This is a genomic window from Dellaglioa sp. CoH-57-MRSF-19, assembly GCF_056781975.1.
Genome location: NZ_JBXAXW010000006.1, coordinates 24222 through 38512 on the forward strand (window position 1 = coordinate 24222; position 14291 = coordinate 38512).

Here is a 14291-nt window from a genome sequence, read left to right on the forward strand (position 1 = left end):
TAAAAGACTTAAGACAACAATGTTGTTTTAAGTCTTTTTTGTTATAATGAGTATTAATGAAGAGTGAAGAAGGTTTTAATAATGGTTGAATTAGTCATGGTAAGACATGGTGAGAGTCTAGCAAATCAAAATAATGAATACACCGGTTGGACAGATGTTCCATTAACGGCTAAGGGCATCGCTGAAGCTAGAGTTGCAGGAACAGTTATTCTTAATACAAATATTCAATTTTCACAGGTTCATACATCTGTCTTAAAACGAGCTATTAAAACGAGTAATATTATGATGGAAGAAATGAATCAACTTTGGATTCCAATACAGAAAAATTGGCGTCTTAATGAACGACATTATGGTGCCTTGCGCGGTTTAAATAAAGATGAAACCAAACGTATCTACGGTATTAAACAAGTAGCCCAATGGCGCCGTAGTTATACGACTATCCCACCTAGTTTATCTGTACCTGATAATGATAGACGGTACAAGCAACGTGTTAAAAGTAGCTTACCAACATCAGAAAGCTTAGAAATGGCATTTAAACGGATTTTACCTTACTGGCAAGATGTCATTGCCCCAGAGTTAAGACAAGGTAATAACCAGTTGATTGTCGCACATGGCAGTACACTTAGGGTATTGATAAAATATTTAGAAAATATTTCAGATGCAGATATTGATGGCGTTGAGGTTCCGAATGGTGTCCCTATTTGGTATACATTAAATGATGATTTAACAATTAAAAGCAAAAAAATTTTAACACAAAAAAAGTAACAACAATTCAATATTGTTGTTACTTTTTTAATTATGCTAATGCACCCATTGGATCCCAAGGAGCAAGGACTTTAGGTTCTTCTTTTAGAATAGCTTGTAATTTTTCTGGTAAGAATTTTTTGTTAACGACAACTTGATAACAATATTCTTCCATCCAGTCATCACTCATAACGAAGAAGCCTTTATTACCAACTTTTTCGCCCCATGAGTTTTCAACTTTCCATTTGGTTGCTTGATCATTAACCAAATCAACACCTGTTAGAACCATAGCATGAGTCATTAGACTCTCACCGTAATCAAGGCGTTCAGCTTTTGATAAAGCTAGATCAATATTGAACAATTCATCTTTATGATAAAGTTCAGTATCCATAATACCAATTTGGCGTTCAGACGATTGACCAACATCACAACCGAACCAGACGCTCTCGCCAGATTGTAATTGTTTGATGGCAACATCTCTAAAATCAGCCATGTTAATGTTTAAATGGCGAATAGGACGCCCATCAACAACATTTCCAAGACGATCAACTGTGTACATATTATTGTAAGGTTTATCATCTGTTGGACCATTAATGATTGAGACGTATTCATCTAAGTCCCAACCGATAAATTTTTCATAGAATGTTTTTGGTGTTAAATTTTTATCAATATGATATTCATTATCAGAATCACGATATTCAAAGTCAAATGTTGCAGGAGGTTCACCAAAACTGTATGCTAATAAACGATAAATTTCAGTAAGTTTAGCTTCTTTGACGACTTCAATTTCTTTTGAACTTGTTCCGGCAGCAACGAGTTCACGTAAATCAACAGCATCTTTTCTTAATTTTAAGTTTAAAGTTGAATTGATTTCGCTTGATTTAGAACTATTATATGTTTCAGGCATCACAGATTGAGGAACAACACCATATTTTTCAATAATTGCAACGATCATATCCCATTGGCCGCCATCTTGTTGTGGAGTTGTCATTAACCATGAAACGGTACGGTCACTAGTTGGTTTATCAGCTGTTTCAAGAACATTTTGATAAAAGTAATTTGCTTTTTCAAGTTTATCCCAGAAGTAAGTGAAATTTTGTGACAATTCAAAATCTTTGGCAACTTTAAAATTTGTTTTCATGTCATGACGCATTGTATTTAATGCGGCGAACATCCAACAACGACCTGATTGCTTTTGGTTAGAAACATTACCAACATCCAGATCAATTGAGAAAACAGGTTCCATTTTAGCTTGGGCTTTTAAATCGTAACTATTTGCTAAAATACCATTTTTTGTAACGGCACGTTCAATAACTTCATGGCTTTCACGTGCATGTAAATTTTTTTGGAATTTTGCGAGTTGTTCTGAACTAATTGATTGTGTCAAAAAAATCACACTCCTATATAAGATTTAAGTACTGTGGCTATTATAATATATCTCGTTAGATTAGTAAACAATGTTAAAAAGAAAAGAAAATTCTCATTTTTAAATAAAATCAATTTGCGTATTTAAAAAGAGCCAATAAAAATTAGCTCTTCTTTAGAATTATTTAATTGTAAAGGTGTCAGAACGTGCGTGTAAAACTTCAGGACCATCTTGACGTCCAACGATAACCGTATTTACACAATCTAAAAATAGACCTTGTTCTACAACACCAACTTGTTTAGCTAAATAATCTTGTATGCTAGCAGGATCGTTTATTTCACCTAAATATAAATCGATGACAAAATTTTTAGAGTCAGTTAAAACATTTTCATTATCAACAGTTCTAAATTTGGGATTAAATCCTTTAGCTTCTAATTTTTTGAATAATTGATGACTACCGTAAGGGATAACTTCAACGGGAAGAGGGAATTTACCCAACGTATGAACCATTTTACTTTCATCAACAATCCACATATTTTGATTTGAATTAATAGCAACAATTTTTTCAAATAAATGAGCAGCACCGCCACCTTTAATACCTTGGAAATGGTCATCAATTTCATCTGCACCATCAATTGTTAAATCAATGTGGTCAACTTCATCAACTGATTTAACTGGAATACCAAGTGATTTTGCTTGTTCTTCAGTTCTAATTGATGTTGAAACACCGATAATTGATAAGTTTTCATTTTTAACACGTTGACCTAATGCATCTACCATAAATTTAACGGTTGAGCCTGTACCAAGTCCAACAACCATACCGTCTTTAATAAACTCGACAGCTTTTTGTCCAACTAATTTTTTTAAATTGTCTTGATTCATGTGTGTCACTCTCCTATTTTTTATTTAGGTGTATAAATTAATTCTAAAAGTTCTGGATGTTCACTAAAATAAAACTTTGTATAAGGGCATAATGGTAAAATAGTTTGCTGATTTAGAATAACTTGTTTAATTAAGTAATCAGTTGTACTTTTTGCAAGCCCTTGATGACGCTGATTGTCAGCTACCCAAGTATGTTCAATGACCATTGTCTGATTAGCATTAATCATGGTAAAACTAATTCGACTAATTAACTCGTCATTAACGTTGTACACGCGTAAATCGGTTTCATTTAGTTGGAAATCCATTTGAACACCTTCCCTTTGAATGTAATTATACCATTAAAAAATGCCCAAAAACTAGCCATTTATGTCATAAATGAGGTAAGATAAAAAGTAAACAGATTACGGGGATAAACAAATGAAAACAAGAGGATTTGAAATTGTTACTAAATATGCAGGGAAAATTGACTTACCCGTTCGATCAACAACAACTTCGGCAGGATATGACTTAGCTGCAGCTGAAGATTTTACATTACCTTCAATCTGGAAAAGTGGATTTTTAAAGGTTTTATGGCTAATTAGGCATCGTGAATCGGTGGCTGAAGAAGAGCTCATTCAAGCAAATAAAATTTTGAAACCTTATTTAATTCCCACAGGAATTAAAGCGTATATGCTAGATAATGAATTTTTATTATTAGCAAATCGTTCAAGTAGCCCCTTAAAACGTGGACTGATTTTACCAAATGGAATTGGTGTTATTGATTCTGATTACTATAATAACGAAAAAAATGAAGGTGAAATTTTCATACAAATTGTTAATTTTAGTTTAAAAGATCAAATGGTAAAAAAAGGAGATCGGATAGGCCAAGGGATTTTTATGCCCTATTTAACTGTTGATAATGAAAAGGTGACCGCTACAAAACGTATTGGCGGATTTGGTTCATCAGGTAAATAGTTATTATAGAATGATTAAGAATTTCAATTGAAATTACAGGTTGTCGTTTATGTGATAAAATATTAACAATAGAATTTATAATGAAAGGGTGGGGAGTTTGTATGGCAAAAGTAAAAACGCAATTTGTATGTCAAAACTGTGGATACACCTCACCAAAGTATTTGGGTCGTTGCCCTAACTGTAACGAATGGAACACGATGGTAGAAGAGCGTGAACAATCACAAAAAGCAGATCGTAAAGCTCGTGTCAGTTTTACTGGAGCTTCTGTTAAACCAGAACTATTAGATGATATCTCAATGGCAGAACAAGAACGTGTTGAAACTGAGTTAGGTGAATTAAATCGTGTTCTTGGTGGTGGTGTTGTACCCGGGTCATTAGTTTTAATTGGTGGTGATCCAGGCATTGGTAAATCAACATTACTTTTACAAGTTTCTGGTCAACTAAGCCAAACTGGCGGAACTGTCTTATATGTTTCTGGTGAAGAAAGTGCTGTTCAGATTAAAATGCGTGCACAGCGCCTCGGTGTTGGAGGTCAGAAATTTTATCTTTACCCTGAAACAGATATGGGTAATATTCGTCAAAATATTGAGACATTAAATCCTGATTACGTAGTCATTGACTCAATTCAAACAATGCAAGAACCAGAAATGTCTGCTGCAGTTGGCAGTGTTTCTCAAATTCGAGAAGTAACTGCTGAATTATTACAAATTGCTAAAACGAATGGTATTACGATTTTTATTGTTGGACATGTAACAAAAGGTGGTGCAATTGCTGGTCCCAAAATTTTGGAACATATGGTTGATACAGTCCTTTATTTTGAAGGAGATATGCATCACACGTTCCGTATTTTACGCGCTGTTAAAAACCGATTTGGTTCAACAAATGAAATTGGAATTTTTGATATGCGTGAAGGTGGGTTATTTGAAGTTGCAAACCCATCAGAAATTTTCTTAGAAGAACGTTTGGCTGGCGCAACAGGTTCTGCTATTGTTGTATCTATGGAAGGAACACGACCTATTTTGGTTGAAGTTCAAGCATTAATCACACCAACAGTTTACGGAACGGCGAAGCGTACAACTACAGGGCTTGATCACAATCGTGTGTCATTAATAATGGCCGTTCTTGAAAAACGTGCAAGTTTATTATTACAGAACCAGGATGCTTATCTTAAGGCGGCTGGTGGCGTAAAATTAGATGAACCAGCTATTGATTTAGCGATTGCTGTTAGTATTGCGTCAAGTTATCGAGATAAAGAAACAGACCCTGCAGACAGTTTTGTAGGTGAAATTGGATTGACTGGTGAAATTCGACGTGTTAATCGGATTGAACAACGGGTTGCTGAAGCACAAAAGCTTGGATTTAAACGAATTTTTATTCCTAAAAATAATTTATCAGGATGGACACCACCTAAAGGAATTACAGTTGTTGGTGTTGCTACACTAAGCGAAGCACTAAAAGTAGTGTTTAGTTAGAAAGGAGGAGTTGTCAATGCGTAGAAATATTATTAAAGGTGTTGTTGCACTAGTCGGCGGTGGAATTGGTGTTAGTTTGCTACCACTTTTTTGGAAATTAGTGAGTATTGCGGAGATTGGTATATTAAATAATAGTGTTGTTAATTTTTTAATAGGTGTCGGTTTAGCTCTTATTCTATCTTTATTTATCATAACGCCACTAGAAAAATTACTGGCAAATATTGAAAATTATTTAACTAATCAAAGCCCAATGATGCTACTAACAGCGAGTGTTTCAACTATTGTTGGTATGGTTATTGCAATTTTAATCTCAACACCATTCTATCGATCAGAAATATGGCTATTGAACACAATTGTACCCGTTTTGTTACTATTTTTACTTGGATACTTGGGTTTTGTTATAGGAACTAATCGTTTGGAGGATTGGCGTAAATTATTTGCATCAAAAAATAAGAAAAGTGATGTCGTTGAAAGTAGTTTACTAGACCGTAATGTCAATGATAATTATCATGAATATAAAATATTAGATACAAATATCTTAATTGATGGCCGGATTTATGATTTGATTAAAACTGGCTTTATTGAAGGAACATTATTAGTTCCTAATTTTGTTTTATATGAACTCCAATATATTGCAGATTCAGCTGATAGTATCAAACGTGTTCGGGGTCGTAGAGGATTAGATATTTTAAATAAACTTCAAGATGAAAAAATCATGCCGATTGAAATGTATGAAGGTGATTTTGAAGAAATTGAAGAAGTAGATAGTAAGTTAATTAAATTAGCTAAAACGATTGATGGGGTTATTGTCACAAATGATTTTAATTTAAACAAAGTTAGCGAATTTCAAAATGTCCAGATTTTGAATGTAAATGCACTAGCTAAATCATTGAAACCTCGGGTTATTCCTGGAGAACAATTACATGTTATGGTAATAAAAAATGGTTCTGAGCGTCAACAAGGTGTTGCTTATTTGGATGATGGAACAATGGTTGTCGTGGAAGAAGGAAAGTATTTCCTAAACAAATCAATTGACGTTGTCGTTACAAGTGCACTTCAAACGGATGCTGGAAGAATGATTTTTGCAAAACCATTACATTCAATGAAAAAAATAAACGATAAGAAATAAAGTCAATACTAAGATTATTGGCTTTATTTTTTATCCGATTCATTGTAAACTAGATTAGTTGAATAAAGCCTTAAATAAACGGTTTATATCGTAGTAACTAAATACAGAAAAAAGAAAGAGGCGTTATCATGGCTAAAAATAAAATTCGTGTCAGATATGCACCAAGTCCAACTGGACATTTACACATTGGAAATGCTCGTACCGCTCTATTTAATTACTTATTTGCGAGAAGTCAAAAGGGTACTTTTGTTATCCGTATTGAAGATACTGATACAAAGAGAAATATTGCTGATGGTGAACGCAGCCAACTAGATAACTTAAAATGGTTAGGCATGGATTGGGATGAAGGTCCTGACAAACCAGGAGAATTTGGTCCTTATCGTCAATCAGAACGTAAAGATATCTATTTACCATTAATCCAAGAATTAGTGGATAAAAATTTAGCTTACGAGTCATATAAAACAGAAGATGAACTCGAAGCAGACCGTGATGCTCAAAAAGCACGTAATGAAATGCCACATTATGAATACGAATATGCAGGTATGTCTGATGATGAGATTACTGCTAAAATTGCAGAGTCAAAAGCTGCCGGTTTAACACCTGTTATTCGTTTCCGTGTTCCAGCAAACAAAAAATACGAATTTAAAGATATTGTTAAAGGTGAAATTACCTTTGATTCCAATACTATTGGTGGCGATTTTGTTATTCAAAAACGTGATGGTATGCCAACATATAACTTTGCTGTTGTTGTTGATGATCACTTGATGGAAATTACGCATGTTCTTCGTGGGGATGACCATATTGCCAATACGCCTAAGCAATTGATGATTTATGAAGCATTTGGCTGGGATGCACCTATCTTTGGACATATGACATTAATTATCAATACAGAAACAGGAAAAAAATTAAGTAAACGTGATGAAAATGTTCTCCAATTCATTGAACAATATCGTGAATTAGGCTACTTGCCAGAAGCTATGGTAAACTTCATTACCTTATTAGGCTGGTCACCAGTTGGCGAAAGTGAAATTTTCTCTCGCCAAGAATTGATTAAAATGTTTGATCCTAAACGTTTAAGCAAGTCACCAGCTTCATTTGATGGTAAAAAATTAGAATGGATTAATAATCAATATATTAAAACAGCTGATGAAGATAAAGTAATGGATTTGGCTTTACGTCAATTAATTCAAGATGGTAAAATTGAAGCTGATCCAAGTGCAGAAAGAATTGAATGGGCTCGTAAATTAATTAGCCTTTATAAGCAACAAATGTCATATACAGGTCAAATTACTGAAATGGCAGAAGTATTTTTAAGCGAACCACCTGTTCTTGATGATGAAGCAAAGGCAGAGTTAGCTGTTGAAACAGCACCAACAGTTTTAAAAGAATTTGCTGAACGCATTAAAACGATTGATATTTTTGATGCTGTTGCTATCCAAGCAACAATTAAATCAATTCAAAAAGATACAAAAATTAAAGGTCGTCAATTATATATGCCAATCCGTATTGCAACAACGCGTGAAATGCATGGACCAGAACTACCAGCATCAATCGAATTGCTTGGTCGTGAAAAAGCATTAGCTCATTTGAACAAAACGTTAGAAGAAATGAATACAAAATAATTTTTGATAAGAGAGAGTAACAACTTATTGGCGTTTTTTAGAAAGTTTTCGGTGATGTGAGAAAACAAACGTTAGTTGTGAAGTGCCTCTTTAAAATGCTATGATGAACAAAGTAATTATAGTCGTGTAATGAACGTTAACTCATTGTTGGATGTAGGTTCACTACATCTTAAGGAGTGGAACAACGTTGAAGACGTCTTTTATAAGTATATAAAAGACGTCTTTTTTTAACAAAAAGATTAAATGGCGGGTGATAAAATGATTTCAATTTATAATACATTAACGAATCAAAAAGAGGTTTTTAAACCACTTGTGTCTGGGAAAGTTAGTATGTACGTTTGCGGGCCAACCGTTTATAACTATATTCATATTGGAAATGCGCGAAGTGCTATTGCGTTTGATACAATTCGTCGATATTTTGAATATCGTCATTTTAAAGTTAACTATGTATCTAATTTTACAGATGTTGATGATAAAATGATCAAAGCTGCTAAAGAAGACCATATAACAGTTCAACAATTAGCCGATAAGTTTATTGCTGCTTTCATGGAAGATACCAAGGCATTGGCGATTGAACCAGCAACTAAAAATCCAAAGGCGACAGAAAATATTGATGATATCATTCAATTTATATTAAATTTAATTGATAAAGGTTATGCTTATGTATCTGATGGGGATGTTTATTTTAGAACGCGTAAATCTCCAGATTATGGTAAATTATCTGATCAAAATATCAACGAATTAGAACAAGGTGCCAGTCAGCATGTTGATACTGAAGAAACGGCTCGAAAAGAAGATGAAATTGATTTTGCACTTTGGAAATCAGTCAAAAATGATGATCTTTCTTGGAACTCTCCATTTGGTAAGGGCCGTCCGGGTTGGCACATTGAGTGTTCTGTAATGGCAACAAAATACCTAGGTCCAACGATTGATATTCATGGTGGTGGACAGGATTTAATGTTTCCACATCATGAAAATGAAATCGCTCAAAGTGAAGCTGAAACGGGTCAAAAATTTGCTAACTATTGGATGCATAATGGATTTGTAACAATTGGTGAAAATGATGAAAAAATGAGTAAATCACTAGGTAATTTTGTTACGGTGCATGATATGATTAAAGAAGTCAATCCACAAGTTATCCGTTTCTTTATGGCAACAACGCATTACCGCCGTCCAATTCAGTATAGCCAAGCGAATATTGATGAAGCGACTAATAATTTAAATAAATTGAAAACAGCATTTGATAACTTAACTTATCGATTGAACGATGCTATTTCAGGAGAAAATAAATTAATAGAAAATCAAATTAATGAGAGCTTATCCAATTTTGAAACTGCTATGGATGATGATTTTAATTCACAAAATGGTATTGCAGTTATCTATGATTTAGCTAAGAAAATGAATGTCTATTCTGAAAACAAACAAGTGGAACGAGATTCAATTAATCACTTGTTAGAAATTTTTAAAGAAATGACATCAGTTTTTGGATTAGCTTTTGGACAAGTAGCTGATGCTCTAGATATCAGAGTTGAAAAATTAATTGCACAAAGAATAGAAGCTAAGAAACAAAAAGATTTTCAAAAAAGCGATGAAATTCGAGATCAACTTGCAGCAGAAGGAATTATTTTGGAAGACACACCACAAGGAACTAGATGGAGAAAAGACTAATGGAAAATAATGCAGATTATCAACAAATGAATGGGATTGCGTTAGCTTATATGGGCGATGGTATTTATGAAGTATTTGTTCGTAAACACTTACTTGTACAAGGACTTACAAGACCAACTCAATTACACCATCAAGCAACACATTATGTATCAGCCAAAGCACAAGCTTTCTTGATAGATAAAATGACAGAAAATAATATTTTAACTGAAGAAGAAATAGACTACTTTAAACGTGGACGTAATGCTAAAAGTCATACTTCAGCTAAAAATACATCAGTAATAACGTATCGTATTTCAACTGGATTTGAAGCATTGTTTGGCTACTTATTTTTGAGTAATCAAAACGATAGATTGGCCGAATTGGCAAAATGGTGTATTAACACCGTTGAAAAGGAGAACTTAAATGGGACAACCAAGAAGTAGTGAAGAGGCTGGCGATTTTATTATTGGTCGTCACCCTGTAGAAGCAGCGTTAAAAAGTAATCAATCAATTAACAAATTATTTTTACAAACTGGATTAAAATCAGATGTTTTAAGTGGTATTGAACAGTTAGCTAAGAAAAAAGGTATTATCACACAACTAGTTCCTAAAAGTAAATTAGATTTATTATCAGATCAACAAAATCACCAAGGCGTTATTGTAGCAGTTGCCGCATTTGAATATGCAACTATTGAAGATCTTTTCAAAAGTGCAGCTGATAAAGATGAACCACCATTTTTCCTTATTTTAGATAATGTTGAAGATCCACATAACTTAGGATCAATTATGAGAACAGCCGATGCTGCGGGTGTACATGGAATTATTATTCCAAAACGTCGCGCAGTCGGTTTAACGTCAACAGTTGCTAAGACGTCAACAGGTGCAATTGAATATATGCCAGTTGCTCGCGTAACTAATTTGGTAAATACTGTAAATGAATTGAAAAAGGCCGGATTATGGGTCTTCGGAACAGATATGGATGGACAAGATTATCGTGAATGGGATGCTAAAGGACCCACAGCCCTCGTAATTGGTAACGAAGGTAAAGGTATTTCACCGTTATTGAAAAAAGCTTGTGATGGTATGTTGACTATTCCAATGGTTGGACACGTTCAAAGTTTAAACGCCAGTGTCGCAGCCAGTTTACTTATTTATCAAGGATTTACTTCTAGGGGTAAATAATAATGAAAAAGCAAATTTTGGTTGTAGATGCCTATAATATGATTGGTAATTGGCCAGAATTAAATCGATTGAAACAATCAGAGCGACTTGATGAAGCACGTGACTTGCTACTGCACAAATTATCAAATTATCATAAACAGATTGACTCTCGGTTAATCGTTGTCTTTGATGCAATGTATGTTCCAGGACTATCAAAGAGTTATACAAAATATGGATTAGAGATTATTTGGACAGCAGAGGGTCAGACGGCTGATAGTTATATTGAAGCAATGATAGGTGAGTTACAGACTAAACTCACACAGGTAACTGTTGCAACGAGTGATCAAGCAGAACAGTGGACTATTTTCTCACAAGGTGCATTAAGAATTCCTGCATGGGAGTTATACAAAGACATTAATGAATCTAAAAAAGAAGTTGCTCAACAAGCCAAAAAATATCAAACGGAGGCATCGGTTCGTCGTTCACCATGGGACTCAGAACAATTAGATAGTCTGGCTGAATTGCGTGATCACCTATCACATGACTAAGCAACTGTTGTAATCAGTCATTATGTTTGGTATATTGAAAAATGGAGACCCGGATATGGAGAGTCTACTTGTTAGATGAAACTTACCGGAGTACTGAAAACGAAACAGATTTTCAATTGATTTGCCAAATTAAATTAGGTGCAGAACATAAATTTGAACCGTTATTTGAACGATATCGTCCAATGGTTTATTCGATGATTCGTAAATACTATCTAAAATTATGGGATACTGAAGATTTTTTACAAGAGGCTAGAGCTGTTTGTTTTAAAGCATTAAAAAATTACCAACCGAACAAAGGAATTACGTTTGGACAGTATTTTAAAACCAGTCTATCGAATTGTATTTTTAGTTTAATTCGCAAACAATCAGCGACTAAAAGGCTGTCTGATGCGAACTCGCATTCTTTGGAACGATATGAAGAAACTTATGGTGAATGTGAACGGCCTTCGTTTTATTGTGAGATATTGGCAGATGACAGAATTATCCTTCAAGAAAAATTGGATGATTTTGAATTGAAATTGTCAGAGTTAGAAAGAAGTACTTTTGTTTTACTTTATTATCAAATGAAAAAGCCAGAAGAAATTGCGCTTATTTTAGAGTGCGATATGAAAAAGGTATTAGGATCTATCTCAAGGTGTAAGAGTAAGCTTGGGTTATTTTTTAAAGAAAATCGATAATTAGGAAAGAAAGAAAAGAGGGTGGTTCCTTTTTTCTTTCTTTTAATGTAAAATGAGTGTATTCTTTAAAAATGTTAGTCGAAGTTAGCGTTAGTTAACTTTACATTAAGGAGAAAAAGTCATGGCACAAAGAAAAGTAGCATTGGCTTGTATCGTTTGTGGCTCACGAAATTATATTGTAGCTGCAAAACCGAGCAGAACCGAACGCTTAGAAGTAAATAAATTTTGTAAATATTGTAATAAACATACGTTACATCGTGAAACAAAATAGGGGGATAGTTATGAGAAAAATTAATGCATTTCTTAAAAGTGTTATCGTAGAAATTAAAGCAACAACTTGGCCAACAGGTAAGGAACTACGTCGTGATACAACAACTGTTGTTGTAACTGCAATTATGTTTGCGATTTTCTTCTGGATTGTTGATTCAGGTGCTTCTGCATTCTTAACCCTATTTTCATAGAAGAATAGCTATTTAACTGATGTTTTGATATAATGACACAAGTGAGAAAACTTCGTTGATGCGGAGTTTTTTTTGTTTGAGAAAAATGAAGCTGATAATTTAAGGAGAGATATATATAATGGAATCAATCGAAAAAAGTTGGTATGTCTTACATACTTACTCTGGTTACGAAAATAAAGTTAAAACAAATATTGAATCACGTGCACAATCAATGGGTATGGAAGATTTTATTTTCCGTGTAGTTGTTCCTGAAGAAGAAGAACGTGAAGTTAAAAATGGTAAAGAAAAAACAGATATGAAGAAAACATTCCCTGGATATGTTTTAGTTGAGATGGGTATGTCAGATGAATCATGGTATGTTGTTCGTAATACACCAGGCGTAACTGGGTTCGTTGGTTCTCATGGGGCCGGAAGTAAACCAGCACCACTATTACCTGAAGAAGTAGAATTGATTCTTCGTCGTTTGGGTATGAGTGCTCGTCATCAAGAATTGGACATTGAAATTGGTGAATCTGTCACAATTATTGAAGGTGCATTTGCTAACCTTATCGGTAAAGTAACGGAAATTGATAATGAAAAATTAAAACTTAAAGTTGATATTGATATGTTTGGTCGTGAAACAAGTACAGAATTGAACTTTGATCAAGTAGATAAATTATTAGGCTAGGGTGATAACTCACAAAAGTAGAAGGTGATTTAATGACTAAGGGACTTTTGAAGATAGGCTTGTTAGGTCTAGGAGCAGGCACAAGTTTTTTCATTGGGAATAAATTTAGACGATTAGGGCATGTTTCAATTGATGCCTCTGATCCAATTGTACCTAGCGACAAGATGACCCCAACACTATTTGTTCACGGTTATAGTGGTAATCGACTTTCTTTTGGCCCAATGATTGCCCGTTTTGAACGAGCAGGCTATGGTCGTAAAGATATGGTTATCATAGTTGATGATAATGGTAGTTTACATGTTGAAGGTCAATTAAGATCTGCGCAACCATTCATTCAAGTTTTATTTAAAAATAATATAGCTCCTGTTGAAAAACAAAGCTTATGGTTACATTATATTATGCAATTTTTATATGGCGCTTATGCCATTGAAAAGGTCGATTTTGTTGGGCATTCAATGGGTAGTGTCAGTATATTACGCTATATGACAGAATACAGAGATATGACTGATGTCCCAATGGTGGCACATGCCATTTCAATTGGTGCACCATACAATGATCATAATGTAGCACAAAATACGCCTATCATTGAAGATTTATTTTTAACTGATAAAGGTCCAGTGGAAACGACTTCACTCTACCAGTATTTTGAAAAGGCAATGCAGCATCTACCGGAGAATTTACAATTTTTAAATATTGCTGGCGATTTGAAAAATGGCAATGATGGCGCTGTTTCCATTAATAGTGTTTTATCACTTCGCTATTTAGTTGAAAATCAGCTTAATTATCAGGAACTTATTGTGAGCGGTCGAAGAGCAGCACACAGATTATTACATGAAAATAAACGAGTTGATGAATCAATTTACACATTTTTATGGAAAAAGCATAAATAAGATTGCGTGGAACCCATCTGGGTGTTATATTATATTAGTATGTTCTGCATACAGTGGGAGGAGAAATTTAT

General features: G+C 34.0%; 17 protein-coding genes. 14 read left to right on the plus strand and 3 right to left on the minus strand.

Going from position 1 to position 14291, the window contains the following annotated elements; genetic code table 11:
- Positions 1-81 precede the first annotated feature (81 nt).
- Positions 82-765 (plus strand): 2,3-bisphosphoglycerate-dependent phosphoglycerate mutase, encoded by a 684-nt coding sequence (locus AC1RO3_RS06625; protein ID WP_481761884.1) that lies wholly within the window; start codon positions 82-84, stop codon positions 763-765.
- A gap of 31 nt (positions 766-796) precedes the next feature.
- On the opposite strand, the gene AC1RO3_RS06630 is transcribed toward AC1RO3_RS06625, so the two are convergent.
- The 3 genes from AC1RO3_RS06630 to AC1RO3_RS06640 all read right to left on the minus strand — a co-directional run bounded on the left by AC1RO3_RS06630 (position 797) and on the right by AC1RO3_RS06640 (position 3297).
- Positions 797-2131 (minus strand): C1 family peptidase, encoded by a 1335-nt coding sequence (locus tag AC1RO3_RS06630; RefSeq protein ID WP_481761885.1) that lies wholly within the window; start codon positions 2129-2131, stop codon positions 797-799.
- 159 nt (positions 2132-2290) lie between these two features.
- The gene (gene rpiA / locus AC1RO3_RS06635) at positions 2291-2992 is read right to left on the minus strand and encodes a ribose-5-phosphate isomerase RpiA (protein WP_481761886.1); all 702 of its coding nucleotides are present in this window, start codon (positions 2990-2992) and stop codon (positions 2291-2293) included.
- 20 nt (positions 2993-3012) lie between these two features.
- Positions 3013-3297 (minus strand): GNAT family N-acetyltransferase, encoded by a 285-nt coding sequence (locus AC1RO3_RS06640; RefSeq protein WP_481761887.1) that lies wholly within the window; start codon positions 3295-3297, stop codon positions 3013-3015.
- Between the two features lie 112 nt (positions 3298-3409).
- Here AC1RO3_RS06640 and AC1RO3_RS06645 point away from each other — a divergent pair, with 112 nt between their 5' ends.
- The 13 genes from AC1RO3_RS06645 to AC1RO3_RS06705 all read left to right on the plus strand — a co-directional run bounded on the left by AC1RO3_RS06645 (position 3410) and on the right by AC1RO3_RS06705 (position 14220).
- On the plus strand, positions 3410-3946 hold the full coding sequence (locus AC1RO3_RS06645) for a dCTP deaminase/dUTPase family protein (protein WP_481761888.1): 537 nt from the start codon (positions 3410-3412) through the stop codon (positions 3944-3946).
- Between the two features lie 101 nt (positions 3947-4047).
- The gene (gene radA / locus AC1RO3_RS06650; protein WP_409021546.1) at positions 4048-5418 is read left to right on the plus strand and encodes a DNA repair protein RadA; all 1371 of its coding nucleotides are present in this window, start codon (positions 4048-4050) and stop codon (positions 5416-5418) included.
- A 16-nt stretch (positions 5419-5434) separates the two neighbouring features.
- On the plus strand, positions 5435-6547 hold the full coding sequence (locus AC1RO3_RS06655; RefSeq protein ID WP_481761889.1) for a PIN/TRAM domain-containing protein: 1113 nt from the start codon (positions 5435-5437) through the stop codon (positions 6545-6547).
- A 128-nt stretch (positions 6548-6675) separates the two neighbouring features.
- Positions 6676-8169: a glutamate--tRNA ligase gene (gene gltX / locus AC1RO3_RS06660; protein WP_481761890.1), complete on the plus strand. Its 1494-nt coding sequence runs from the start codon at positions 6676-6678 to the stop codon at positions 8167-8169.
- 258 nt (positions 8170-8427) lie between these two features.
- Positions 8428-9837 carry a cysteine--tRNA ligase gene (gene cysS, locus AC1RO3_RS06665; RefSeq protein WP_481761915.1) on the plus strand — a complete coding sequence of 470 codons (1410 nt, stop codon included), beginning with the start codon at positions 8428-8430 and terminating at the stop codon, positions 9835-9837.
- Complete coding sequence (locus AC1RO3_RS06670) at positions 9837-10259, plus strand: Mini-ribonuclease 3 (RefSeq protein WP_409021543.1); 423 nt, start codon at positions 9837-9839, stop codon at positions 10257-10259. The genes cysS and AC1RO3_RS06670 overlap by 1 nt, the downstream gene beginning before the upstream one ends.
- Entirely contained in the window at positions 10240-10998 is a 759-nt protein-coding gene (gene rlmB, locus AC1RO3_RS06675) for a 23S rRNA (guanosine(2251)-2'-O)-methyltransferase RlmB (RefSeq protein ID WP_481761891.1), read from the plus strand. Before AC1RO3_RS06670 ends, rlmB begins: the two co-directional genes overlap by 20 nt.
- Before the next feature lie 2 nt (positions 10999-11000).
- Entirely contained in the window at positions 11001-11525 is a 525-nt protein-coding gene (locus AC1RO3_RS06680; protein WP_481761892.1) for an NYN domain-containing protein, read from the plus strand.
- Positions 11526-11593: 68 nt separating this feature from the next.
- Entirely contained in the window at positions 11594-12202 is a 609-nt protein-coding gene (locus AC1RO3_RS06685) for an RNA polymerase sigma factor (protein WP_481761893.1), read from the plus strand.
- 121 nt (positions 12203-12323) lie between these two features.
- Positions 12324-12473, plus strand: coding sequence for a 50S ribosomal protein L33 (gene rpmG, locus AC1RO3_RS06690; RefSeq protein ID WP_057974231.1), 150 nt, complete (start codon positions 12324-12326; stop codon positions 12471-12473).
- A gap of 10 nt (positions 12474-12483) precedes the next feature.
- Positions 12484-12663, plus strand: coding sequence for a preprotein translocase subunit SecE (secE, locus tag AC1RO3_RS06695; RefSeq protein ID WP_057974232.1), 180 nt, complete (start codon positions 12484-12486; stop codon positions 12661-12663).
- Positions 12664-12778: 115 nt separating this feature from the next.
- Positions 12779-13330 carry a transcription termination/antitermination protein NusG gene (gene nusG, locus AC1RO3_RS06700; protein WP_409022813.1) on the plus strand — a complete coding sequence of 184 codons (552 nt, stop codon included), beginning with the start codon at positions 12779-12781 and terminating at the stop codon, positions 13328-13330.
- Positions 13331-13362: 32 nt separating this feature from the next.
- Positions 13363-14220 carry an alpha/beta hydrolase gene (locus AC1RO3_RS06705; RefSeq protein ID WP_481761894.1) on the plus strand — a complete coding sequence of 286 codons (858 nt, stop codon included), beginning with the start codon at positions 13363-13365 and terminating at the stop codon, positions 14218-14220.
- Positions 14221-14291 lie beyond the last annotated feature (71 nt).

What these genes read in the sequence shown, in the direction of transcription:
- AC1RO3_RS06645 (WP_481761888.1), top strand. Translation starts at nt 3,410, where the DNA reads ATGAAAACAAGAGGATTTGAAATTGTTACTAAATATGCAGGGAAAATT.
- AC1RO3_RS06640 (WP_481761887.1), bottom strand. Translation starts at nt 3,297, where the DNA reads ATGGATTTCCAACTAAATGAAACCGATTTACGCGTGTACAACGTTAAT.
- secE (WP_057974232.1), top strand. Translation starts at nt 12,484, where the DNA reads ATGAGAAAAATTAATGCATTTCTTAAAAGTGTTATCGTAGAAATTAAA.
- AC1RO3_RS06655 (WP_481761889.1), top strand. Translation starts at nt 5,435, where the DNA reads ATGCGTAGAAATATTATTAAAGGTGTTGTTGCACTAGTCGGCGGTGGA.
- AC1RO3_RS06680 (WP_481761892.1), top strand. Translation starts at nt 11,001, where the DNA reads ATGAAAAAGCAAATTTTGGTTGTAGATGCCTATAATATGATTGGTAAT.
- cysS (WP_481761915.1), top strand. Translation starts at nt 8,428, where the DNA reads ATGATTTCAATTTATAATACATTAACGAATCAAAAAGAGGTTTTTAAA.
- rpmG (WP_057974231.1), top strand. Translation starts at nt 12,324, where the DNA reads ATGGCACAAAGAAAAGTAGCATTGGCTTGTATCGTTTGTGGCTCACGA.
- gltX (WP_481761890.1), top strand. Translation starts at nt 6,676, where the DNA reads ATGGCTAAAAATAAAATTCGTGTCAGATATGCACCAAGTCCAACTGGA.
- radA (WP_409021546.1), top strand. Translation starts at nt 4,048, where the DNA reads ATGGCAAAAGTAAAAACGCAATTTGTATGTCAAAACTGTGGATACACC.
- rpiA (WP_481761886.1), bottom strand. Translation starts at nt 2,992, where the DNA reads ATGAATCAAGACAATTTAAAAAAATTAGTTGGACAAAAAGCTGTCGAG.
- rlmB (WP_481761891.1), top strand. Translation starts at nt 10,240, where the DNA reads ATGGGACAACCAAGAAGTAGTGAAGAGGCTGGCGATTTTATTATTGGT.
- AC1RO3_RS06625 (WP_481761884.1), top strand. Translation starts at nt 82, where the DNA reads ATGGTTGAATTAGTCATGGTAAGACATGGTGAGAGTCTAGCAAATCAA.
- AC1RO3_RS06670 (WP_409021543.1), top strand. Translation starts at nt 9,837, where the DNA reads ATGGAAAATAATGCAGATTATCAACAAATGAATGGGATTGCGTTAGCT.
- AC1RO3_RS06705 (WP_481761894.1), top strand. Translation starts at nt 13,363, where the DNA reads ATGACTAAGGGACTTTTGAAGATAGGCTTGTTAGGTCTAGGAGCAGGC.